Origin of the sequence: Bartonella sp. CL266QHHD (assembly GCF_042195355.1) — a bacterium.
Classification (GTDB): Bacteria; Pseudomonadota; Alphaproteobacteria; order Rhizobiales; family Rhizobiaceae; genus Bartonella.
In genome coordinates this window covers 131,475-156,569 of record NZ_JBHIOD010000033.1, presented here as the reverse complement: position 1 = coordinate 156,569, position 25,095 = coordinate 131,475, and the positions used below count along the sequence as shown (strand labels likewise).

The following is a 25,095-nucleotide window of genomic DNA, read 5'->3' as shown; positions in this document are numbered from 1 at the left end:
GAGTTTTATGTCATTCACGGAAGCTTTACCGTTATACTTTCTACGCACGCTATCGTGAAATGAGGTCGAGTGTATTGAGAGATATTTATTAAAATACGTGCACAAATATGCAACACAAACGCATTTTGTTTAAAGCGTTCTGTTTTACATGAGAAAGTGACACCTTTACGCAATACACAAAAACATGAAGCACGGCGCAATTCTATTTAAAGTGTCCTTTAAACACCTGAACCAATCGACAAAAGCAAAAGCGCAATCAATGAGAGAAAATACTCCTTTTTTCATTATTTGTTCATTTTGAGCGCTTGAATAAATGCTGATTGTGGAATTTCTACTTTTCCAAATTGGCGCATCCGCTTTTTGCCTTCTTTTTGCTTTTCCAAAAGTTTGCGCTTACGCGTAACATCACCCCCGTAACATTTCGCTGTTACATCTTTACGCAAAGCACGAATCGTTTCGCGCGCTATAACTTTACCACCAATAGCCGCTTGAACTGGAATCTGAAACATATGCTGGGGAATAAGATCTTTCAGTTTTTCACACATGGAACGCCCGCGCTTTTCTGCAATCGTGCGGTGAACAAGCATCGATAATGCATCAATAGGCTCTCCATTCACCAAAATAGACATTTTAACTAAATCACCTTCTGCATAATCTGTCATTTGATAATCAAAAGAAGCATAACCCTTTGAGATTGATTTTAGCCGGTCATAAAAATCAAAAACAACTTCATTCAGTGGTAAATCATACGTTACCATAGCACGGGTTCCAACATAGGACAAACCAACCTGTACCCCGCGCCGCTCTTGGCATAGTTCTAAAATTGACCCAAGATAATTATCAGGAGTCATGATTGTCGCCCGAATCCACGGTTCTTCTATGGAAGAAATTTTAACCACATCAGGCATATCCGCTGGATTGTGCAACTCTTTAACAGAACCATCATTCATATTCATGCGATAAACAACCGAAGGTGCTGTCGCGATTAAATCCAAATTAAACTCACGCTCTAATCGCTCTTGAATAATTTCAAGATGCAGAAGTCCCAAAAATCCACAGCGAAAACCAAACCCCAAAGCCGCAGATGTTTCCATTTCAAAAGAAAAACTCGCATCATTTAAGCGTAATTTGCCCATGGCTGCACGCAAATCATCAAAATCGGCAGCATCAATTGGAAAAAGTCCACAAAAGACAACCGGTTGCGCAGGCTTAAAACCAGGTAAAGCATTTTCACAAGGACGGCGCTCTTCAGTAATCGTATCCCCAACCCGTGTATCTGCTACCTCTTTGATAGAAGCAGTGATAAAACCAATTTCGCCCGGTCCTAATTCATCAACCTGTACCATTTTAGGTGTAAAAACCCCAACGCGCTCAACTGGATATTTTGCTCCTGTACCCATCATACGAATGGTTTGGCCTTTTTTTAAAATACCATCTATCACCCGTACCAAAACAATAACACCAAGATATGCATCATACCAGCTATCAACCAACATTGCTTTCAAGGGATTTGCAACATCGCCTATATGTGGAGGTGGTAATTGTGCAACAATTGCCTCCAAAACATCAGGAACACCCAAACCTGTTTTTGCTGATATTTCTACTGCTTGAGATGTATCAATGCCTATTACATCTTCAATTTGTTCTTTAACACGCTCAGGTTCTGCTGCTGGAAGATCAACTTTATTGAGAACAACAACCAACTCATGGGAATTATCAATGGCTTGATAAACATTTGCTAACGTCTGCGCCTCTACGCCTTGGCTTGCATCCACCACCAACAGAGAACCTTCACAAGCTGCCAATGAACGCGAAACCTCATAAGCAAAATCCACATGACCAGGTGTATCCATAAGATTTAAAATATAGGTTTCACCATTCTTTGCCTTATAGTGTAAACGTACCGTTTGTGCTTTAATAGTAATTCCACGTTCACGCTCAATATCCATGGAATCGAGTACTTGTTCTTTCATCTCACGTGTATCAAGCCCACCTGTTATTTGAATCAAACGATCAGCTAAAGTTGATTTGCCGTGATCAATATGCGCCACGATGGAAAAATTACGAATATAATTACGATCTATTGTCATATAAGGCGATTTAGCAAAGAATAATACAAAACGCAAAGACCAATTATGTTCCGGCTTCTATCAAAATAATATAAACCTAAAAAGCTTCTCAAAACACAACTTTTTATAGCCTAAAAAATGAGGCTTTTGTTTGCTAAATTAAATCCAAGGGTGCTAAAATGATCCTTTCACATCTTATTTGATAACTCATATGCTGTAGTAAGCCGGCACCATCACACACTTTGCCAGCCTCCAATATTACGACGATCCTTTACACTTGAAAAAGTTTATAAGAGATATGCCTTTCTTGTACAGTCTTTACCCACATGCCCCCCACCCACTTGTGATGTGTAAGCAAGTGATTTGGATTGATTTAACATGAAAATGATTTGAAGTGAGAAAATTTTACGGTATTCAGGGGTCTAATTCAATGTGAATAGTGCTATATTATAATTATAAATCAATGTATTATCATATTTATATGATGGGCGTGTATATCACTTAGGCTTGCAATAAAATTCGCAAGAAATGCTTTTTTATTTGTACGCAATAATCTTCTTTTTTAGTAATCTTATATAAAATAATATGAATATCGAGGGAGTTTCTTCTCAATTTTTAAAACTTTAGAAATATGCTCTATTGAGTCATGTTTTTATATAACTCCTTCCTTCCTCCATTAAGCATAAAGCACACCAATCCTCTTCGATTCATTGGATAACACATTGATTTATAATGATCGTTTATTGTTTTGCGATTTAAATTAAAACTCTGAATATCGCGAGCCTCTCTCATTTTAAATCTTCTCATAATGAATCAATAAATTTTTTGCTTCCCCATTATAAAACAGAGCTAGTGTATGGATAAAAACGTTTAAGAAATGAGTAAAAATGCCTCTCTCTTTCAAATGCCAAAGGCTATCATAATATTGAGAACTGATAAAGAAAATGCTAGTGCCCTTTATTTTAAGTAAAATGATGATGCTCTGTGGTTTTTCTATACTTCATGCGGACTGTCAATGAATATGATGTATATTGAGAAAATTATCTTTTAAAAACGCTTTAATGTACAACGTTATGGGGATACTTTGGGCGTTCTATTTTGCATGAGAAGCGTAACTCTATTAAAGGACAAAAGAAATAACGTGCGACAGTGCGTAATTCTCATTATTCAAAAACATTACCGTAGATGTTTTTGAAAGTTGTTAAAGCCAAATTTAAACATGATCGTAAAGATGAGCGTTAATTTTTACCTTTATATCACCTCATGCTTTGGCTCAATAAAGGTTGTCTTCCCGTTTCAGAAGTTAGGCAAACAGATACATGCAAAAGCTGGAATAACTTATAGAACTTCTTAATCATCTTAATATTAAAAAAGCTTCAAAAATGAAAACTCTACAAGCAAAAATCTCATGCAATAAAATCATAATAAAAAAATGTATAGCTAATCAATTTTTTTAATTGCTTTATTTTTTTTACGCCATTGTGAAGGTTGTAATTCAGCCACAATTATCCCAATCAGAATAAGCAAACCGCCCAATAAAGCTAAGGGAGATAAATGTTCGCCAGCCAAACGCCCAACAATACCAGCCCATACCGGTTCACCTGCGTAAATGAGTGTCGCACGCGTAGGGGAAATAGACTTTTGTGCCCAATTCATAGCTAATTGAATGATGGCACTCATTAATGCCAATCCTATACCAATATTAAACCACACCCACGAAAATTCAGGGATGCTTTCACCCATCAAAGGCATACAAGCAAATGAAAAAAAACCACTAAAAAATAACTGAATAATGGTTACACGCCGACTATCAACCTTGTTCGCAAAAATTCCGATGAGTATGACTTCTCCAGCAATCGCTAAAGCGCCTAACAAAGTTAAAATTTCGCCTTTTGAAAAATCAAAATTTCCCGGCTTTTGTCCTGAAATAAATACAAGCCCAATAAAAGCGAAAATAATACCAATCCAACAAGCTAAACGGGGAGGTTTTTTAAAAACAATCCATTGCAAAATTGGAACCATCGGTACATAAAGCGCTGTGATAAAAGCTGACTGACTACTAATAATTGTTTGAAGTCCAGCTGCTTGAAAAGCATAACCAAAAAACATGGCTAAACCTATCGCCATCCCAGCGAAAACTTCATAAACAGTTATACCTTTTATAGAGCGCCAAAAAATTACCCCACATATAAGAGATGCAACAATAAAACGAAATCCAACAAAAAACAGAGGACCACTATAGCGTACCGCAATGTGAATGACTAAAAATGTAACGCCCCACAATATTGTCGCAGTAAATATTGCCAATTCTGGCTTACTTAATAAAGGATATTTAAACTGTTTTAGATTCACCATGAAAAACTTTCTCTTCCAATTTTCCCCACAATTTATGAAACAATAAGCGTTCCAACTCCCTGTTCGGTAAACAGCTCTAGTAAAACAGAATGAGGAGTTTTACCATTTAAAATGACAACACCTTCCACGCCATTTTGAAGGGCTTTTATACAAGTCTCTACTTTTGGAATCATGCCTCCTGAAATTGTCCCATTTTTAATAAATTTCTCAGCTTCAGAAACTGTCAATTCTTTTAAAAGTTTACCCTGGTTATCCAAAACACCAGGAACATCAGTGAGAAATAAAAGGCGTTTAGCCTCTAATGCACCAGCAATAGCTCCAGCAAAAATATCAGCATTAATATTATAAGTTTTACCATCGCGTCCTGGAGCCACAGGAGCAAGAACCGGTATCATTTCAGAACATGCTAAAAGATCTAGCAATGTGCGGTCAACTTCAACAGGCTCACCAACAAACCCCAAATCTAAAACACGTTCAATATGCGAATCAGGATCAATGACAGTTTTATAAGCCTTTTCGGCAAAAACCATATTGCCATCCTTGCCGCATAATCCTATTGCCCATTCTCCCTCAGCATTGATGAGAGCAACAATTTCTTTATTTATGGAACCCGCTAAAACCATTTCAACCACTTCAACGATCCGCTCATCGGTTACCCGTAATCCGTTTTCAAATCGCGATTCAATCCCCATTTTCATTAAAATTTCAGCAATTTGAGGCCCACCACCATGAACAACAACAGGATTAATCCCCGATTGCTTTAATAGAGCAATATCACGCGCAAATGCTCGCCCCAAAGCAGGATCACCCATAGCATGGCCGCCATATTTTACCACGACCGTTTCATTTTCATATTTTTGCATATAGGGTAAAGCAGACGATAAAAATGCTGCTTGTTTTTCCAAAACATCTACATCACCGTTTTTAGCATCATCCATTAATAGAGCCTCCTCATCACTTTTTACCATCTCTTAATGAAATTTAGGAAAAGTGAAAACAATAAAACCAAACTTTACTCTACCCACCCCCCCTGAAAATCGTCAATTTTCCTCTAAATTACGAAAAAGGAATAGCGAAATGAAATACAAAAACTTCCTTTAAAAATTGACAGCGAAAAATTAAACAAAATAGGCGTAAAAAAACGTCATTATTTTATGATCTTATATATAAAATTGAAAAGCAAAATTTTGAAGCTACGCTGCACATTCAACTCATTATTTTATCCCTATGGATACTTAACAATGAATAAGAATATATACAACCATTGATTTTGTAAGATAAAAATAAAGTTTCTTATAATAATAAAATTAACATATTCCTAAGATAAGAAATCACTCAACTGCTTTATAGCTTATCCCAATAAACTATAACTTTGGTTTTAAAAATTTGACTTTTTCTCAATCATTAAACATGAGGAAATGTCGATTGAACGCTCCTCATGGAGAATCATAATAAGTTGATTTATAATAATAATTTATCTTTTTATATCGTAAAATCGAAAAAAGGCTTTGCAACTTTATCCATATATTGTGATAGCTCTTCAAAAGCATCTTCGTAAAAGCATTTAATTGTTTAGATTACTCTCTTCGTAAGGTTTTATAAAACTTCTCATTTTTCATGATCGGTCATTAAGTTTTTCTTTCTGCATAGCAATACATGCTTGAATTATTCAATGTTTTTTAGAATTGTTAATTCTTTTAATGTATTATTTTAATTATGTTATTTTATGAAAAAAGATTCATTTCGTATACTTCTCTTTCCATATCACTAACAATTTCAATAATATGTCGTGCTGTTTTCTAAGCATATTGTGCTATTTTTTTATTGTATTTATTTTTTCTTTTTAAAGGTAACTTCCTCTATCTTCCCACCAACTTTTTATTATGCCAATAAATTCAATTAAGTGAATTCCATCGAATCTGTTTCCCCACAAGAGAGATACATCGAATACCTCAAAAAGTGTTTTGTTATGTCTTCTTTAGCATTAAACACACATTATCTCATTCCACAATTTCTTTGGAACAAAATAAACTTGATTATAGCGTTTTTTATTATCTGGAAGAAGTATTTATGACATCAGAAATACAAAACTAAATCCGCATCTAAAAAGACATGATTACGGCTAAAAGCTAAGATGAGGCATGTAAAAGCTATTCCAAATAAAATAACCCTTATTTTAAAGGAAGCAGTGATTAAAACTATGAAAAATGCCAAAAATAAAATCGGTTATAAGAAGTTGATACTTTATTTGAAAAAGATGGATTGCCTAACAGCTTATTTAGCGTTTCTTGGCAAGCTGCTACCTATTTTACAGTTTTATTATAGAGCCTTTAAAAAGAAATACAAAAAATACTGAATGCATAAAGGCAGTTATCATCACACTGGCAATATTTATTATCAATCACTCAATTGCGTTCTTATATGGATAAGCCCTTTTTAAAATGTCATAGACACTCAAAAATAAGACTTATCCATAAAACTCATGAAATATAAAAACTATCAGCAGCAGGAGTTTATCCTAAATTAGCTGTCTCTCTCTTTTCTTTTCAAGAAAAAATGCTTTTCAAAGATAATGAGACAATAGAAAGCTTAATGAAAATAACTTTCCCACAGTTCTCTCTAATTATTCTGAGAACATTCACATAATTTTAACCAGAAATATTTTCAAAAAATTCTTTCATACGTGAAAAAAAACCATGTGATTGCGGTGAATTTTCATGATTTGAGAGCTTTTCAAATTTTTGCAACAATTCACGTTGTTCTTGCGTTAATTTCTGCGGTGTCTCAATCGTGATATGGATGTAAAGATCACCCCTTGCTTGCTGACGGCGCAACATGGGCATACCTTTGCCTCTAAGGCGGAATTGACGTCCATTTTGTGTCCCTTCTGGAATCTTAACGCGTGCTTTAACACCATCAAGGTCGGAAACTTCAAACTCTCCTCCTAAAGCAGCTGTTACCATTGAAATAGGAACGCGACAGTGAAGATCTGCTCCTTCTCGCTGAAAAAACTCATGCGGTTTAATGGAAAGGAAAATATAAAGATCACCATTGGGGCCACCACGAATACCAGCATCACCCTCACCAGAAAGGCGAATACGCGTTCCATCTTCAATACCAGCTGGAACATTTACGCTCAATGAACGTTTTTTCTCTATGCGTCGTGTCCCCTGACATTTGGGGCATGGATCCGTAATAGTTTCACCACGTCCATGACATGAAGGACATGTTCGCTCAATAGAAAAGAAACCTTGTGCTGCACGCACACGACCAGATCCATGACATATTCCACAAACTTGCGGCTTAGAGCCCTTTCTCGCTCCTGATCCCTCACAAACATCACACGTGACGGAACTGGGAATATTAATTTCTGCAGTTTTTCCTGAAAATGCCTCTTCTAAAGTCACTTCCATATTATAACTCAAATCTGCACCACGTTCGCGACTATCACCACGCTTACGGTGTGTCCCTCCCATAATCTCACCAAAAAAGTCTTCGAAAATATCCGCAAATCCACCACCAGCAGCAAAACCGCCAAAGGGATTTGCTCCCCCTTGACCACCGCTATTTTCAAAGGCCGCATGGCCAAATCGATCATAAGCAGCACGCTTCTGAGGATCTTTAAGAACTTCATAGGCTTCGCCAATTTCTTTGAATTTTCGCTCTGCCTCTTTATCCCCCGCGTTGCGATCAGGATGATATTGCATTGCCAACTTACGAAAAGCAGATTTCAACTTTTTATCATCACATTCGCGAGTCACGCCAAGAATTTCATAATAGTTAACCTTCATCATGTATTCCTGATAATTTTTCTGTCATCCATCTTTATGGATAATATTGCTTTTAATTTATATTTTTAGCAACAAAGTTGCAACTTATCTCAAATAATAAAGCCCAGCCTTATATTTCAAAGGCCGGGTTTATAAATTAATCAACACATATGCTGACACTATTTCTTCTTATCATTAACTTCTTCAAAATCAGCATCAACAACATCATCATTCTGTGCCTCTGTTTCAGTGTCAGCGCTCGCTGCTTGTGAGGCTTCGTACATAGCCTGTCCAAGCTTCATACTGACTTCTGCTAATTTTTGCATCTTTGTTGTTACTTCTTCCGTATCACTGCCTTCAAGCGCAGATTTCAAATCAGATATTGCTGTTTCAATCTGTCCCTTTTCTTCAGCTGATACTTTATCGCCATATTCATTGAGCGACTTTTCAGTTGAATGAATAAGAGCCTCCGCTTGATTTCTAGCTTCAACACCTTCACGGCGTTTTTTATCCTCAGCCGCGTGCTCTTCTGCATCCTTTACCATTTTTTCAATATCAGCATCACTTAAACCACCTGATGCCTGAATACGAATTTGATGCTCTTTACCTGTCCCCTTATCTTTGGCCGAAACATTAACAATACCATTCGCATCGATATCAAAAGTAACTTCAATTTGAGGTATACCACGTGGTGCTGGAGGAATACCAACAAGATCAAATTGAGCCAATAACTTATTATCACTTGCCATTTCCCGTTCACCTTGGAAAACACGAATCGTCACAGCACTCTGGTTATCATCAGCTGTCGAAAAAACTTGCGATTTTTTTGTTGGGATAGTGGTATTGCGCTCAATAAGGCGTGTGAAAACCCCACCCAAGGTTTCAATACCCAAAGATAAAGGCGTTACATCTAGCAACAACACGTCTTTGACATCGCCTTGCAATACACCTCCTTGGATGGCAGCACCCATTGCGACCACTTCATCAGGATTAACACCTTTGTGTGGATCCTTACCAAAGAAGCTCTGCACGACTTGCTGAATCTTGGGCATACGTGTCATACCACCTACTAAAACAACTTCGTCAATTTCACCAGCCTTTAATCCAGCATCTTTCAACGCAGCTTTACAAGGCTCGATGGTACGCTGCACTAAATCGTCAACGAGAGATTCAAATTTTGCCCGAGTCAATTTCATTGTTAAGTGCTTGGGACCTGATTGATCTGCCGTGATAAATGGTAAATTGATTTCTGTTTGCTGTGACGAAGAAAGCTCAATCTTTGCTTTTTCTGCCGCTTCTTTTAAGCGCTGTAAAGCTAATTTATCATTTTTCAGATCAATTCCTTGCTCTTTTTTGAATTCATCTGCAAAATAACCAACTAGGCGCATATCAAAGTCTTCACCACCTAAAAACGTATCTCCATTGGTTGATTTAACTTCAAAAACGCCATCTCCAATTTCAAGAACTGAAATATCAAATGTACCACCACCAAGATCGTAAACTGCTATTGTTTTTCCGTCTTTTTTGTCCAAACCATAAGCTAAAGCAGCAGCTGTTGGCTCATTAATAATCCGTAAAACTTCAAGTCCAGCAATTTTACCCGCGTCTTTCGTAGCTTGACGTTGCGCATCATTAAAATAAGCAGGAACCGTAATAACGGCTTGTTCAACTTTTTCACCAAGATAAGATTCTGCTGTTTCCTTCATCTTTTGCAAAATCATAGCTGAAATTTGCGACGGAGAATATTTCTTTCCCGCTTCTTCAACCCATGCATCACCATTGTCACCTTTAACAATTTTATAAGGCACAAGTGCTTTATCTTTTTCAACCATAGGGTCATCAAAACGGCGCCCTATCAAACGTTTAACTGCAAAAACTGTCCCTTCAGGATTTGTCACCGCTTGCCGTTTAGCAGGCTGCCCAACAAGCCGCTCCCCCCCATCAGTAAAGGCAACAACGGAAGGTGTTGTTCGCGCTCCTTCTGAGTTTTCAATAACTTTTGCGTTTTTGCCATCCATAACAGCCACACAAGAGTTCGTTGTCCCCAAATCAATACCAATTACTTTTGCCATATTATAATCTCCATTCAGCAAGCTACCTCAACCTTCATAAAGCATCTTTTTAAGATAGCTCCTCATAACACCTAAAGCCCGTATATTGCTTCAAGCAACATAAATAATAATAAACTGCAAGTCGCAACAAGCCTTGCTGCCTCGTATATAAGAACAGGCTTTTATTGCTACAAGAGAATAATGAGAGAAACATCTCTAAAATAAAAAATTTATTTTAAAATAGGCGCTCTAATGACCCATAAATACCATATTTATGAGAGACTTGAGATCATAATATATTTTTCTTGCAATTCTCAACAAATATATCTTTCTATAAAAATTAAAAAAATAAAAGAGCGATTGCACTCTCGCTCTTGATCTTCTCATCATTGATAAAATCATACTCCCGTAAAAGCTTTTTAAAAGGCGAATAATTTATATCGCGAATATTATAAATTTTTCTTGGACTAAAATAGTCATCATATCTAATACTCACATCTGTAAAGGTATTATCCATCGATCTCCTTTCAAAAATTCTCCTTCTAACGGTCTCATTGTTTGCGGTTATTTGAAATCTATGCTTTAAACTCACCTAAAGCGTTTTTTCTTATACTATATAATTTTGAACTTTGAAAATATATAAAAATGCCTCTGTATAAACGCTTTAAAATGCCAAGAGCTGTCATAATATTAAAATTGGTAAAGTGGTTGATGATTGTTCTATATTATATTTATTAAGCAAAATAGCAGTGCATCATAGATTTTATACCATTTACAAATATTATTTATGAGATGAACACGGAAGCGTTGAGAGGTGTGTTGTCGTTGTAAACCTTACTGCCTTCCTTTAAAATCAAATAATTCTATGATTTTTATTCTCATATTCAAATCAATTTCATTTTAGTATTTCTTTCTTTTATTTTAAATAAAAGCTCTGCTAAAATAAAAAAATATTCAAAGTGTGAATCTTATGAAGGAGGGTAAATCAATGATGACATCTATTATTAAGAAAATAACAAATCTCATCTTTAAGAATATAATCCATACACAATATCCATACAAAAAGGTTATCATAAATATCGTGTGTGCTCTTCTCTTTGCTGGTATAACCCTGCCAGCAGGTGCTCAGCAATATAAACTTGGCGACATAGAAATTCTCAATCCTTGGACACGAGAAACACCTAAAGGTATAAGAGTTGGTAGCGGTTATCTCTACATTATTAATCACAGTAATACCCCAGACCGTTTGGTTTCTATTTCCACAAACGGAGTAAAAACAACAGAGATACACTCTATGGCTGTCGTTAATGATATTATGAAAATGGAAAAAATGCACAATGGCATTGAAATTCCGGGAAATGGAGAAATCACGCTTAAGCCTGGCGGTGATCATATTATGTTTATGGGGCTTTCAAAACCATTCAAGTTAGGTGATAAAATTAGCGCAAAATTGACATTTGAGAAAGCAGGAACCATTGATGTTGATTTCTCTGTAAACGCTATGAAAGTACCATCACCTTCTAAATCCTCTCTTGTTCACTAAGCTCCTTTTATATAAATACACAATAAATACACACTTTATAAAATGAAGGAGCGTGAATTTTTTTACGCTCCTTTATTTTTTGTTTAATGCCATCAGTAAAAAATTATCCTCTTTGATGAATTAACTATGGTCAATTTCAGGAATACGTAAAACTTGTCCAGGATAAATTTTATCGGGAGATTTTAGCATTGGCTTATTGGCTTCAAAAATAAATGTGTTTTTATTACCTTGCCCTTTTCCATAAACCTCTTCAGCAATTTTCCAAAGATTATCATCAGATTTAACCTCATAAAAGCGAGAAGTTTTTCTAGGCGTTGTATCTATAACCTTTAATTGATCAACATCTACAGAAGAGATACCTTGTGAATTGCCAACAACCAGCAGTGCTTTTTCAAGTGTTTCCCTGTCTGGAACTTCACCGCTTAAAATAGCTTTACCGTCTTCAACTTGAATATTGACTTTTTCTGTACCGAGTTGAAAATCATCAAATGCTCTTTTAAAATCCTTTTCTTTTGGTTCATGGTCCCCAATACCTAACTTTTCCCCTACAGTTTTAATAAAATTAAAAAATCCCATTACGACCTCCTTTCGTGTAGCAGAAACAAATTTTTGTGCATATATTGCCACATTCTTTTCTTTGCTCTTAAAACACATAGGCAGATTTTCTAAACTTCAACAATCAAAACTACATCTGTTCAATTATGAGACAAATACAATAATAAACTTTGTAATAAACCTTGATAAAAAAAGCCTTTATGAAAATTTTCTCTCAAATGAAGGGATCTTAATAGACATAGAAACATTATAAATTATGAAAGCAAAACAAGATTTTACAGTAATGACAAAAGGTTTTTTACTTTGCTACAATTTGTATCATATTTGTTTTGCAAAAAAAATATGAACTCCCATATAAATAAGTGTGGGTAATTTGCTACCACAGCAATAGAAAGGTCTAAGAAACCATGAAAGATACACCAACAATCACACAAACGATTGTACTTGTTGATGATGATCGCAATATTTTGACATCTTTATCTTTTGCGCTTGAGACAGAAGGATATCGGGTTGAAAGCTATACAGATGGAGCATCTGCACTCAAGGGTCTCACACTTCACCCTCCACACTTAGCTATTTTTGATATTAAAATGCCCCGAATGGATGGGATGGAACTTTTGCGTCGTTTGCGTCAAAAATCTGATCTTCCAGTTATTTTTCTCACCTCTAAAGATGATGAAATTGATGAATTATTTGGTCTCAAAATGGGAGCTGATGATTTTATTACTAAACCTTTCTCCCAACGTCTTCTTATTGAACGCGTGAAAGCTATTTTGCGCCGTTCTAATGCACGTAACCAACCGCTTTCTACAGGAACTTCTTCCACCTCTTCTCTCAAACGTGGAGATCTTGTGATGGATCAAGAACGCCATACCTGTACATGGAAAGATAAACCTGTTATTTTAACCGTTACGGAATTTTTGATTCTGCAAACCTTAGCACAAAGACCAGGAGTTGTAAAAAGTCGTGATGCTTTAATGGATGCTGCCTATAGTGATCAAGTCTACGTAGATGATCGCACCATTGATAGTCACATTAAACGTCTGCGTAAAAAGTTTAAACAAGTGGATGATGATTTTGCAATGATTGAAACACTTTATGGTGTAGGTTATCGTTTCCACGAGGTATAAAACTACTTTGTCGCAAAAATTTGAACGGCAATCAAATCGATGACAGACAATTCTCAACTGGAAACTTTACAAAAAACAACCGTTAATGGTACATCCTCAACGCCATTTCTTATGTTTGCTCGTTTGCATCTTCGAATACAACGTCTCTTTAGACAATTGCTTTTTTCCAGCCTTACACGTCGCATTGTTATATTAAACATTGCTGCCCTTGCCGTTTTAGTTACAGGCATTTTATACCTTAACCAATTTCGCGATGGTTTAATTGAAGCAAAAATTAAAAGTTTATGTACCCAAGGAAAAATTATTGCTGGGGCTATTGCTGCTTCTGCAACAGTAGATACAAATTCTATCCTCATTGATCCCCAAAAACTCTTAGAGTTACAGACTGGTGAAAGCGTTACACCAGCCCCTCAATCAACCGATTCTTGGGATTTTCCTATTAACCCTGAGCAAGTTGCCCCTCTTTTACGGCGTCTCATCACACCTAAAACGACAAGAGCACGTATCTATGATCGTGATGCTACTCTCCTTCTTGATTCGCGCGTTCTTTATTCTAGTGGAGAAGTTTTTAGTTATGATTTACCCCCACTTAAAACAGAACAAAACATGTGGGATCGCCTTACTTCATGGTATTCAAGCGCATTTTATGGTAAAGGTATTGCTCTTGACAGAGAACAAACAAAAACCAGTGGTATTGCTTATCCAGAAGTGTACCGCGCATTAAACGGATCTCTTGCTACGGCAAAAAGACGCAACAGACAAGGGCAATTAATTGTTTCTGTTGCCGTTCCTGTTCAACGCTATCGCGCAGTGGTTGGAGCTCTTCTTCTTTCAACCACTGGTTCCGATATTGATAACATTGTAAAAGGCGAAAGACTGGTTATCTTTAAAGTTTTTGCCGTTGTAGGTAGCGTACTTTTGGTTCTTTCTCTCTTTTTGGCCCATACGATTGCCCATCCATTAAGTAAATTATCTGCCTCGGCTAATCGAGTGCGTAATGGCAATAATCAGCGTGTAGAAATTCCTGATTTTTCAATGCGTGAAGATGAAATTGGTCACCTTTCAACTTCTATTCGTGATATGACCAATGCCCTTTATATGCGTATTGAAGCCATTGAACGCTTTGCTGCTGATGTAAGCCACGAATTAAAAAATCCTCTCACCTCTCTACGCAGTGCTGTTGAAACGCTCCCTCTGGCTAAAAATGAAGAAGCACAAGAGAAATTGCTTGAAATTATTCAACATGATGTGCGCCGCCTTGATCGGTTGATTACAGATATTTCTGATGCATCACGGCTCGATGCAGAGCTTGCACGAGAAACCGCAGAGATTGTTGATATGACACCGCTTTTGGAAAGTCTTGTTCATGCTGTTCAGGAAGTGTATCGTAATACGCAAACCATTGATATAAGCCTTAATATTGTCCCACGTCCTCATGGAAAAGCCTATCTTGTATTGGGACACGAACTCCGTTTAGGACAAGTGATTTCAAATCTTCTTGAAAATGCGCGTTCTTTTATTCCTCGGAATCGTGGCAAAATTTGCATTACTATGAAAAGTCATGCTTCAACCCTTATTTTAACCATTGAAGATAATGGCCCAGGTATTCGTTCAGAAAATATTGAACGCATTTTTGAACGTTTTTATACAGATCGACCAAATGAAGATGCTTTTGGGCAAAACTCTGGACTTGGCCTTTCTATTAGTCGCCAAATCATCGAAGCTCATAATGGGACAATTACAGCCGAAAATATTATTGATCCTACACTTGGGAAGTGTAAAACTGGTGCACGTTTTACTATTATGCTTCCGCTTGCTAAATAAATCTTTTATCCAAAGTAAAAGACATGAAAACAAAATGTGAAATACTCCACGCAAATTGCCTTCAACTAGGCGGCAAGGGGCTGTTAATTATAGGTCCATCGGGATCAGGAAAATCAACCCTCACCCTTTCTTTGCTTGACCGCGCTGAGTGGTCAAAACGTGAAGCGAAGCTTATCAGTGATGATTATACAATGTTGCGTGCGGAAAATGGAAAGCTTCACGGATACACTCCCGATAATTTAGAGGGCGGCATCGAGATTCGTGGCGTTGGTCTTTATATGATAGAATTTGAAAAGCACACAACTATCGATTGTGTTATTTTTCTCGGTCCGGAATATGAACGTTTTTCCACAAATAAAACTTTTCAATTTGAAAATTTGCACATTCCTCTTTTAAAACTTCCCTCTCTTCGTGAAGCCGATTGTACCGCCATTTGTCAAGCTATTGAAGCATTTTTGTTTAAAAAAATATGGCAAAAATCTGTCTAATTTTTTTCTAAAGATAAAAAAATCACAATTTTTGCCTTTTTTTTGCAAATTTTTCTTGGCAGCAAGATAAAGCCTTGTACAATGTCTTTCCCACCAATATGGTTGGGTCTTATTAGTTAACAGGAGTTTGCGTAAATGATTGGACTCGTGCTTGTAACGCACGGTGAGCTGGCTGTCGAATTTTTACATGCCGTGGAACATGTTGTTGGAGTACAAGAAAAGTTCGCAACAATATGCGTTTATCCCGATGACGATATAGATCAGCGCCGAGGTGATATTATAGCCGCAGTAACCGATACAGATACGGATCATGGCGTCATCATATTAACAGATGTGTTCGGTGGAACACCATCAAATATAGCTATTCCTGCTATTGAAAAAGGACGCGTTGAAATGATTGCGGGTGTTAATTTGCCCATGCTTATTAAACTGATTTCTATTCGCAAATGTCCGGATATTTCATTATCAGACGCGTTAAGAATAGCACAAGAAGCAGGGCGTAAATATATTAATGTACCAAGTATGATTAGCGGATAATAAAATACCAATGTTTTCCAAAGATACCCTCCCGTGTATAAGTCGTCATTTCAATATCTGTAATAAACGTGGGTTACATGCACGTGCTTCTGCAAAATTTGTACAAACTGTTGACAATTTTAATGTTACTGTTGAAGTTGAAAAAGATGGAAAAATTGTTGGCGGATCATCAATTATGGGACTTATGATGCTAGCGGCTTCATCCGGTTGCAACCTCACCATTCGTGTTTCAGGACCAGAAGCAACAGATGCTCTTAATGCTCTTGAAAAGCTCATCAATAACAACTTTGGAGAGGAAAACTAGTGCTTTTTCATCATAAACAAGGATGATAATTCTTAGAAAATAGGAACTTTCCATCATTATTTTGAAATTTAATTTCTCTTCCCGCTTTTATACCAATATTCATATCCATTATGGATTGGTATAATTATCATAAATGTAAAAGCTTATAGTAATTTTGTTATGCTGGTTTTTTTCTTCCTTTCCTAACATTATTTGACCAATTTGAATAGTTTTGCGTATTATGGCTATTCCCCGACTTAATCATATAATTAAATCTTTACAGAAAAGAGAACTCTTCACCTTGTATTAGAATATGCTTTATTTTAGGCTAAAGATAAATGTCAAAATAATTTCGCACATCAACAATCTATCAACTTTTCTTATTTTCTGCTAACTTTGTAGCCTTTATAATACACAAGTAATCTTCCATTGCACATCATTGTGATACAGATCATGAAAACGCAATTCTTATCAATGTCATAACCATTTTCTTAAAACGAATAAGCTTTGTACGCTCATAATTATAGTAAGCATTTTTTAGACATTCTTTTTCTATACTATTGCCTTGTTTTATGTGGTACGTGCCCCGCCCTTATTATCTATATTGCGCTTGGGATAGCATCTTTCATTATAAGGAGATAATATCATGGGTCGTCTATTTAGTGCTCTCCAGATTCCTCAACAAACAACAAAAGCCCTCGTATCATTGCAAAATGGCTTACCAAAAGCGCAATGGATCAACCCGCAAAATTTTCATGTCACCTTATCTTTTTTTGGCGAAGTTGAAAGTTCTACAGCAGATGAAATTATGCATACCTTTAACACTATAGAACTTCCTTCTTTTACGCTACAGATAAAGGGTTTTGAAGTTTTTGGTTCAGAAAATGCTCCCCATTCTCTTGTGGTTCGCATTGAACCTTGTGAAAAGCTTACTCTTTTACATGAAAAGATGCAATATATTCGGAATAAATTAGAGTTAAAGCCTGATGAAAGACTGTTTATTCCGCATATCACTCTTGCACGAATATTTGATATTAATCTTAAAGATCTTTCTTCTTATCTATCTTTTCAAGATGATTTTTTTGTCCCTCCTTTTGAAGTTGATCATTTTGTTTTATTGTTATCGGCCTCTCCCTTAAATAAGGCTCCCTATATTGTAAAAGGAAATTGGCCACTTCAAAAATAAAAGGGTGTTTGTCACACCCTTTAAAAACTCTTTGAGAAAAGACCCTATATATATGAAACTGCAGGGAATACTGCATTTTACGATAGAGGTTTGTTATTGATGTGTTTTAAGCCGAATCAGCTTCAACAGAAGCTTCTTTTGCTCCTCCTTTAGCTACACCCACTATAGCTGGACGTAACACCCTTTCCCCGATAATATAACCTGCCTGAACCACTTGTTGAACAGTATTATCTGGAACATCAGCATTGGGAATTTCAAACATCGCTTGATGAAAGTGAGGATCAAATTTTTGCCCCTCTGGATGAATTTTTTGCACCCCATGACGTTCTAATGCTGCCATCATGGCACGTTCAGTCATTTCAACGCCTTCTGCCAATGATTTCAAACCAGCATCACTCTCCCGTGCACCTTCTGGAATGGCTTCCAAAGCACGATTGAGATTGTCAGAAACCGATAACATATCCCGTGCAAAATTAGCAATGGAATAAGCCTTTGCATCCGCCACATCTCGCATAGTACGGCGTCGAAGATTTTCCATATCTGCAACAAGACGTAAAAGCTGATCTTTCAGTTCTTTATTTTCATCCTGCAAAGACGCTAAAAGATCACTAACCTCATTGCTTTCTGTTTCAATGACTTCGTGTTCCTCTGTTTTATGTGTTTTTAAAAATTCATCGGCTGCCTGTTTAAGTGTATTACGATCAGCTGGATTTTTTAAATCACAATTTTCAAATGAAGCGTCAGTAAATTTGTTTTTTTCATCAGACATAAAAATTTTATTCCTTCATAAGATTCGTTATTCTCGATATCGAAATTCTACAGACAAAAATCAAGGGGTAGCGATGTATATAATACAATGAGCTTTTATAGTACAAATACTTACTTGCATCGTTTTAACGCAATAACTGTGACACAAGTTGAGCTGTATAATCAACCATGGGCACAATCCTTGCATAATTAAGCCGTGTAGGACCAATAACACCTAAAGCACCAATGACTCTTTGTTGTGAATCTCGATAAGGTGCTACAACTAAAGAAGAACCAGAAAGAGAAAATAACTTATTTTCTGAACCAATAAAAATTCTAACCCCAGAACCTTCATCCGTTAAATCGAGAAGCTGTGCCATACTCTCGCGCGTTTCAAGATCATCAAACAAATGGCGTAACCGTTCTAAATCTTCTTCTGCTTTTACATCTTCAAGTAAATTGCTACGCCCGCGAACAATGAGGTGTATTTTATGATCAGCATCTTCTCCTCCCCAAAGAGCTAATCCCGTTTCAACAAGATGATGTGATAAATCATCAAGTGCGGCCCTTGTTTCTGCGCATAAGCGGGCAATTTCCCCTTTAGCTTCACTCAATGTACGCCCTTGAATATGGGCATTGAGAAAATTCGTTGCTTCCGTCAATTGTGCATGGGTAACCCCTTCTGGTAAATGAACAATACGATTTTCAACTTCACCTTGTTGAGTCACCAAAACGGCAAGAGCGTGCTCCCTATCAAGGCGCACAAATTCAATATGTTTCAATGTTCCTTCTTGTTTTGTTGCTAAAACAAGCCCTGCCCCACGTGAAAGATCTGAAAGAACTCGGCTTGCTTGAACAAGAAAATGTTCAACCGATTGTGCATGACCAGCCTCTTTGACTTGCATTTCAATATTTTCTCGCTCTTCGTTTGGCAAATCACCCGCTTCCATAAATGCATCAACAAAAAAGCGTAAACCTGATTGTGTCGGCATTCGACCCGCAGAAACATGTGGTGCATAAATCAAACCGAGATGTTCAAGATCACTCATCACATTGCGAATCGTCGCAGGCGATAATGTCTGTTGTAAAAGCCGCGAAAGATTACGTGACCCTACAGGTTCACCATCATTAAGATAAGCTTCAACAATATGGCGAAAAATATCACGCGAACGTTCATCAAGATATTTTAGTTCATTATCAATAGTTTTGTGCTTCATCACAATTGTTTCACTACTTTTAAAATCCTCATCTCTTATATAAGTTTTGTCAAGGTTTGGTCAAATAGTCTAAAGTAGTATAAAAATATATTATCCTATTGAGCTGTAAAATGCTACCTTTCAGAGTGATGCTTGATAAATTACGCAGGAAATATTTTTTGTTAGAGTGTGTGAGAAATATTTAAGATAAGAGTTGATCTGTAAAGTGGTCTGCTGTAGGGACTTATCAAGAGAATCTAGATTGATTAAAAACCGCTGTAGATAGAAAATTTCACCCTTTAGAGCAAGCAGGAAATTGGAAATTTACCATAAAAATGCTATCATAAATAAAGAGATGTCTTTCATATCTTTGCAAGGTTATCTTCATACAAGATAAAAAATTTTATTGGAATAAAATATCATTAAACGTGTAAAATAATCATATCATGTAAAATGTGTGTGTATGAGCATTAAAGTCGGTTTTTAGCACAAAAATAATTCCCCTTTCATTTTTGGAGAAATCTATATGAGAAGCATAGCAGATAAAAAACTTGTCATTGCTACACATAACACCGGAAAATTGCATGAAATCACTACTTTAATTACGCCTTTCGGTTTACTAATACAATCGGCAAAAGAACTGGGCTTGCCAGAACCAAAAGAAACGGGAAAAACATTTGAAGAAAATGCTTATATTAAAGCTTTTTCAGCAGCAAAAAAAACAGGACTTCCTGCCCTATCTGATGATTCAGGCTTAGAGGTAGATGCATTGGAGGGTGCGCCAGGCGTTTATACCGCTGATTGGGCAATTCAAGCCGATGGTACACGTAATTTTCCAAAAGCTATGAAAAAAATAGAAAATGAACTCCAAAAAGTCGGAGCACGAGAAAAAAGTCAACGGAAATGCCGTTTTATATCCGTCATTTGCATTGCATGGCCTGATGCTCATGCAGATTACTTCCGTGGATGCGTTGAAGGAACGTTCATTTGGCCTCCACGGGGAGATAAAGGCTTTGGTTTTGATCCTATTTTTTTACCCGATGGATGTGAAAATACCTTTGGAGAAATGTCAACAGAGCAAAAACACAACTGGAAACGTAATGATATTCCCCCTCTTTCACATCGCGCACGTGCTTTCAAACTTTTGGCAGAAAACCTTTTAGCATTCTCATGAAAGAACCTTTTGGCATTTACATTCATTGGCCCTTTTGTGCAGCTAAATGTCCTTATTGTGACTTTAATTCGCATGTTCGCATCCATGGTGTTGATCAACCACGTTTTGTCACCGCCTTTAAGCGCGAAATAGAAACGCAATACCACAAAATAGGCCCACGCCATATTACAAGTATTTTTATTGGTGGAGGAACCCCTTCCCTTATGGAGCCGCAAACTGTCGATGCCCTATTGCAAGCACTTGCAAAAAAATGGGTAGTCGATGATAAAGTTGAAATTACATTAGAAGCTAATCCATCCAGTGTGGAAGCAGAGCGCTTTCGTGGATACCGTGCGGCAGGTGTTAATCGCTTATCTCTAGGGATACAAGCGCTCAATGATAAAGCATTGCGCAAACTTGGCCGACTCCATAATGTGGAACAAGCTCTTTGTGCCATTGCTTTAGCACGACAAATTTTTCCACGTTTATCCTTTGATCTCATTTATGCCCGCCCCGAACAAACCCTTGAACAATGGAAATCTGAACTTGTACAAGCAATTGATTTAGCAGCGGACCATCTTTCTCTTTATCAATTGACGATCGAAGAAGGAACCGCCTTTAAACGGCTTCATGATGCAGGAAGACTTATCCTTCCCCCATCAGAGCTAGCAGCAGATCTGTATCATCTTACTCAAGAAATAACGGCACTACATGGACTTCCTGCCTATGAAATCTCAAACCATGCAATGCCCGGTGCCGAATCAGCACACAATCTTCTTTATTGGCGTTATCACCAATATGCAGGCTTTGGTCCAGGAGCACATGGACGTTTCATTGAGCACGCATCGAATCATTCCTCTTTCTGTTCAAAAACATTGTCATCACACCTTGAAAACCGCGAACGTTATGTCACAATAAATGAAAAGCATCCCGAACAGTGGCTTAATTTGGTAGAAACAACAGGACATGGCTGTATTGAAACGGAACATTTAACCACTGAACAACAGGCAAATGAAATGCTCCTTATGGGATTACGCCTTTGCGAAGGCTTAGAACTTATACGCTATGAAACCTTAAGCCCTAAACGTATCCCAATGGAAAAACTGATCGATTTACAACACCAAGAATTGATAGAAATGGTGGATAACCAACGCTTAAAAGCAACAACCAAAGGACGTATTGTTCTTGATCACATCATCAGCCAACTTGCAAATTAAAGTTTTTATAACAACATACTTATTTTAATCATAATTATCATTTTTCATAGCAAGGTGAGATTAGAATATTGTGAGCTTCTCTCATTTCAAAACTATTTATAGCAAGTTAGTTATCGCCATTTGCTTACACCTTAAAAATAGAGAAGCATGTGGATAAAAACTATAAAAAAGGAGTAAAAAGGCCTCTTATGAACACTCTTAAGTGCTAAAAGCTATTGCAATATTTTGAGCTAGAAAGTGTATGGTGCTCTAACTTTATTTTTCATAAACATAAAGATGGGGAGGCATTATAGATTTTATATTACAACATTCATAAGCACCGTAGTAGCACAAATGTGACAAACATTGAGAAAATTCCTCTAAAACAAATACGTGAATGCATAACACGATAATGTATTTTTTCTTTATGAAATCGTGGCACCATTAAAAGAACCATAGAAATAAGCATGAAACCATGCATCAATTTTTGATTATGTAAAAAGATCTTACTCTATTTACTTTTGAAAACCGTAAAGCCGAATAAAAAAGAAAGTAAAAAAGCACGCTGATTTTCACCTTTATACCTTTATATTTTTCCTCAATGAAATTGTATGTCTGTTTCAGAGATTATAAAAAATAGATATACGCAATACTTTTATCCTATTCTGGCATGTAAAAGCGGTTATCGCAAAAAGTACTGAACCAATATTTATTTGAGATACGCGGCTGTATGATTGGTATTGATTTATAGGTCACAGCAAAATCACGAGCTTTATTAAACAAATAATGCACTCAAATGGCAAATATACCCGATATGAATCGAGATTGCTTTGTTAGCGAGCGAAACGACGTTAATCCCATATAATCTTACTTGTATGCATAATGCTTATGAGTATCTGTACGCGTCCTTTAAGGTTATTTTATTAAAAAATTGAGAATAATACTAGGACAATCCTTGGCTCAAGAAGTCAACGTGCTGCTACAAAAAATTCTGTGTATCTTTATCATAACCAAGATTAAAGCTGATTAAATAAGCTCACCTTCTATCTCGTAATGATTTTGCAACGGAAGTTCTTGGGGACAAAAAAAGCATGGCAAAATATATGAAATAAAACAAACTTAAAGCGCTTTTCCTATAGGCTTTATTCTAAGAGAGTCTAATTGGAACAAGAAGTACCTTTTATGAGAGTGCAGAAAACATATCAAAACATGAGCTGTGAATGAGCGCATTTATGTTGTACGAACTTTTTACAATAGCAGCATGTTTTTGTGTGTCTTTATGGCTTCAACCTGTCATCACACAATGATGATATAATATTCATTGTTTTCCATATATGATTGCGTGTGACTTCCTTTCTACACTTTAAAGAACGAATATTTTCAATCCAATATGGTCTAAACAGTTCTACTTCTTCAAGCAGGTCTCTCTTGGCTTTCCAATTATGTAATTCACTTAACTAAAAACTCTACAGGCAAGAATCCCAACTTAAGAATATTCATCACTTACTCTAAAACCACTTAATATATTAAGTCTTACGAGACTCATATCACCACACCTTAAATGTCAATATCTTATAGCTCAACAAGATAAAGGTATTTTTGAACCAAAAATCTTTTCTTTATGCAAAAAATTCAATAATAAAACGCTCATAAATAGCAGTAAGAGTTTCCACTGCATCAAGGGCCACACACTCATCTACCATATGCATCGTTTGCCCTGGTAAGCCAAATTCAATCACTGGGCAATAATCCTTAATAAATCGCGCATCTGAAGTACCACCAGAAGTGGAACATTCTGGTATATTCCCTGTTACACTTTTAATAGCATTGGATAAAGTTTGAATGAGTTTATCATTTTTGGTCAAAAAAACATCTCCTAAACTTGGAATCCATTCAAGCTGATAAGAGGGATATTGGTCACCATTGTTTTTTGATTGCACCAAAGCAAGACGCTTTTCAATTTCCTTCATCAGTGTTTCTTTTGTCCAAAGATCATTGTAGCGTATATTAAAATGAACTGTTGTCTGCGCTGGGATAACATTGACCGCTAAATTACCAGTATCAATGCTTGTTAGCTCTAGATTACTGGGTTGAAAATTCTCTGTCCCTTTATCTAAAGCAGTTTGTGTCAATGCTTGAATAAGCTTACTTGCCAAAGGCAAGGGATTAGCAGCCCGCTCTGGAAAAGCAACATGACCTTGGCGACCTTTCACGGTAATGATACCAGAAATCGATCCGCGGCGACCGATTTTGATGACATCCCCAACAGTCTTTACACTTGTTGGTTCCCCCACAAGAGCCGCGGTCCATTTTTCGCCTTTTTTTTCTGCCCATTTGAGAAGTTTGACGGTACCATTAACAGCAGGTCCCTCTTCATCACCGGTAATCAAAAAACTTACCATTCCTTTAATGGATCGTTTCTCAAGAACTCGCGCTAGCGCCGCAATAAAACAAGCGATTCCGCCCTTCATATCAACAGCACCCCGCCCATATAATTTCCCCTGATCTATGACAGCTTCAAAAGGTGAATAAGTCCAATCTTCCAATGCACCTGGTGGTACGACATCTGTATGACCCGCAAACATAAGATGGGGTCCTTCATTTCCCATTTTTGCATAAAGATTTTCAACATTATCTGTATTTTTATCCGTAAAAATAGGGCGCTCGACGTGAAATCCCATTTTTTTCAAAAATTGTTCCAAAGTTGATAAAGCCCCCGCTTCATGAGGTGTAACAGAAGGACAACGGATAAGTCTCTTTAGTAGCTGAAGTGGATCTGTAAGAACAGGCATAAGGTCCCTTCCCATTTTTTATAAGTCATCGGAACTTAAGGTTATTACGCTGAATTACAAAAAAGATAAAGAAAAAACATTGAAGACACTCAGCAAACCAAGCAGGGGAGAACAATCGTGCTGAGAGCTTCAATGGCTTCCTCATTATAAATGAGCAAGCACACACACAACAAAACACTCAACAAAAAGTTCCGTTAAATGTTGCCTTCATTTGAAAGTT

19 protein-coding genes are annotated in these 25,095 nt (G+C 36.8%); 9 read left to right on the top strand and 10 right to left on the bottom strand.

Going from position 1 to position 25,095, the window contains the following annotated elements; all coding sequences use genetic code 11:
• Positions 1-284 precede the first annotated feature (284 nt).
• The 6 genes from lepA to ACFIK7_RS03275 all read right to left on the bottom strand — a co-directional run bounded on the left by lepA (position 285) and on the right by ACFIK7_RS03275 (position 10,762).
• Positions 285-2,090, bottom strand: coding sequence for a translation elongation factor 4 (gene lepA, locus ACFIK7_RS03300; RefSeq protein WP_375643000.1), 1,806 nt, complete (start codon positions 2,088-2,090; stop codon positions 285-287).
• A 1,419-nt stretch (positions 2,091-3,509) separates the two neighbouring features.
• Positions 3,510-4,424 (bottom strand): DMT family transporter, encoded by a 915-nt coding sequence (locus tag ACFIK7_RS03295; protein ID WP_273790236.1) that lies wholly within the window; start codon positions 4,422-4,424, stop codon positions 3,510-3,512.
• 32 nt (positions 4,425-4,456) lie between these two features.
• Positions 4,457-5,362, bottom strand: a complete 906-nt coding sequence (gene argB / locus ACFIK7_RS03290) for an acetylglutamate kinase (RefSeq protein ID WP_273790235.1) — start codon at positions 5,360-5,362, stop codon at positions 4,457-4,459.
• 1,710 nt (positions 5,363-7,072) lie between these two features.
• Positions 7,073-8,215: a molecular chaperone DnaJ gene (gene dnaJ / locus ACFIK7_RS03285; protein WP_375662933.1), complete on the bottom strand. Its 1,143-nt coding sequence runs from the start codon at positions 8,213-8,215 to the stop codon at positions 7,073-7,075.
• A gap of 158 nt (positions 8,216-8,373) precedes the next feature.
• Positions 8,374-10,266 carry a molecular chaperone DnaK gene (dnaK, locus tag ACFIK7_RS03280; RefSeq protein WP_375662932.1) on the bottom strand — a complete coding sequence of 631 codons (1,893 nt, stop codon included), beginning with the start codon at positions 10,264-10,266 and terminating at the stop codon, positions 8,374-8,376.
• Between the two features lie 319 nt (positions 10,267-10,585).
• Entirely contained in the window at positions 10,586-10,762 is a 177-nt protein-coding gene (locus ACFIK7_RS03275; RefSeq protein ID WP_273790232.1) for a hypothetical protein, read from the bottom strand.
• A gap of 471 nt (positions 10,763-11,233) precedes the next feature.
• On the opposite strand from ACFIK7_RS03275, the gene ACFIK7_RS03270 reads away from it, so the two are divergent.
• Entirely contained in the window at positions 11,234-11,788 is a 555-nt protein-coding gene (locus ACFIK7_RS03270; protein ID WP_273790231.1) for a copper chaperone PCu(A)C, read from the top strand.
• A 120-nt stretch (positions 11,789-11,908) separates the two neighbouring features.
• Here ACFIK7_RS03270 and lysM read toward each other — a convergent pair whose 3' ends face one another.
• Complete coding sequence (gene lysM, locus ACFIK7_RS03265) at positions 11,909-12,364, bottom strand: peptidoglycan-binding protein LysM (RefSeq protein ID WP_375630565.1); 456 nt, start codon at positions 12,362-12,364, stop codon at positions 11,909-11,911.
• Positions 12,365-12,750: 386 nt separating this feature from the next.
• Between lysM and ACFIK7_RS03260 the strand changes: the two genes are divergently transcribed.
• The 6 genes from ACFIK7_RS03260 (at position 12,751) to thpR (ending at position 17,791) form a co-directional block, all read left to right on the top strand.
• Positions 12,751-13,473, top strand: coding sequence for a response regulator transcription factor (locus ACFIK7_RS03260; RefSeq protein ID WP_005774392.1), 723 nt, complete (start codon positions 12,751-12,753; stop codon positions 13,471-13,473).
• Positions 13,474-13,512: 39 nt separating this feature from the next.
• The gene (locus tag ACFIK7_RS03255) at positions 13,513-15,297 is read left to right on the top strand and encodes a stimulus-sensing domain-containing protein (protein ID WP_375662931.1); all 1,785 of its coding nucleotides are present in this window, start codon (positions 13,513-13,515) and stop codon (positions 15,295-15,297) included.
• Between the two features lie 23 nt (positions 15,298-15,320).
• On the top strand, positions 15,321-15,785 hold the full coding sequence (locus ACFIK7_RS03250) for an HPr kinase/phosphatase C-terminal domain-containing protein (protein WP_375630571.1): 465 nt from the start codon (positions 15,321-15,323) through the stop codon (positions 15,783-15,785).
• Positions 15,786-15,920: 135 nt separating this feature from the next.
• Positions 15,921-16,322 carry a PTS sugar transporter subunit IIA gene (locus ACFIK7_RS03245; RefSeq protein WP_273790227.1) on the top strand — a complete coding sequence of 134 codons (402 nt, stop codon included), beginning with the start codon at positions 15,921-15,923 and terminating at the stop codon, positions 16,320-16,322.
• A 10-nt stretch (positions 16,323-16,332) separates the two neighbouring features.
• Entirely contained in the window at positions 16,333-16,626 is a 294-nt protein-coding gene (locus ACFIK7_RS03240; protein ID WP_012754483.1) for an HPr family phosphocarrier protein, read from the top strand.
• 625 nt (positions 16,627-17,251) lie between these two features.
• Positions 17,252-17,791, top strand: a complete 540-nt coding sequence (gene thpR, locus ACFIK7_RS03235; RefSeq protein ID WP_375637228.1) for an RNA 2',3'-cyclic phosphodiesterase — start codon at positions 17,252-17,254, stop codon at positions 17,789-17,791.
• Between the two features lie 106 nt (positions 17,792-17,897).
• Here thpR and grpE read toward each other — a convergent pair whose 3' ends face one another.
• The gene (gene grpE, locus ACFIK7_RS03230; protein ID WP_375637230.1) at positions 17,898-18,560 is read right to left on the bottom strand and encodes a nucleotide exchange factor GrpE; all 663 of its coding nucleotides are present in this window, start codon (positions 18,558-18,560) and stop codon (positions 17,898-17,900) included.
• 124 nt (positions 18,561-18,684) lie between these two features.
• A complete protein-coding gene (gene hrcA / locus ACFIK7_RS03225; protein WP_273790224.1) occupies positions 18,685-19,755 on the bottom strand; it encodes a heat-inducible transcriptional repressor HrcA in 1,071 nt (356 codons plus the stop codon).
• 505 nt (positions 19,756-20,260) lie between these two features.
• On the opposite strand from hrcA, the gene rdgB reads away from it, so the two are divergent.
• Both rdgB and hemW read left to right on the top strand, forming a co-directional pair.
• Positions 20,261-20,908 (top strand): RdgB/HAM1 family non-canonical purine NTP pyrophosphatase, encoded by a 648-nt coding sequence (gene rdgB, locus ACFIK7_RS03220; protein ID WP_375662930.1) that lies wholly within the window; start codon positions 20,261-20,263, stop codon positions 20,906-20,908.
• Entirely contained in the window at positions 20,905-22,104 is a 1,200-nt protein-coding gene (hemW, locus tag ACFIK7_RS03215; RefSeq protein ID WP_375630575.1) for a radical SAM family heme chaperone HemW, read from the top strand. Before rdgB ends, hemW begins: the two co-directional genes overlap by 4 nt.
• 1,598 nt (positions 22,105-23,702) lie before the next feature.
• On the opposite strand, the gene dapE is transcribed toward hemW, so the two are convergent.
• A complete protein-coding gene (dapE, locus tag ACFIK7_RS03210) occupies positions 23,703-24,875 on the bottom strand; it encodes a succinyl-diaminopimelate desuccinylase (protein ID WP_375662929.1) in 1,173 nt (390 codons plus the stop codon).
• Between the last annotated feature and the right edge of the window lie 220 nt (positions 24,876-25,095).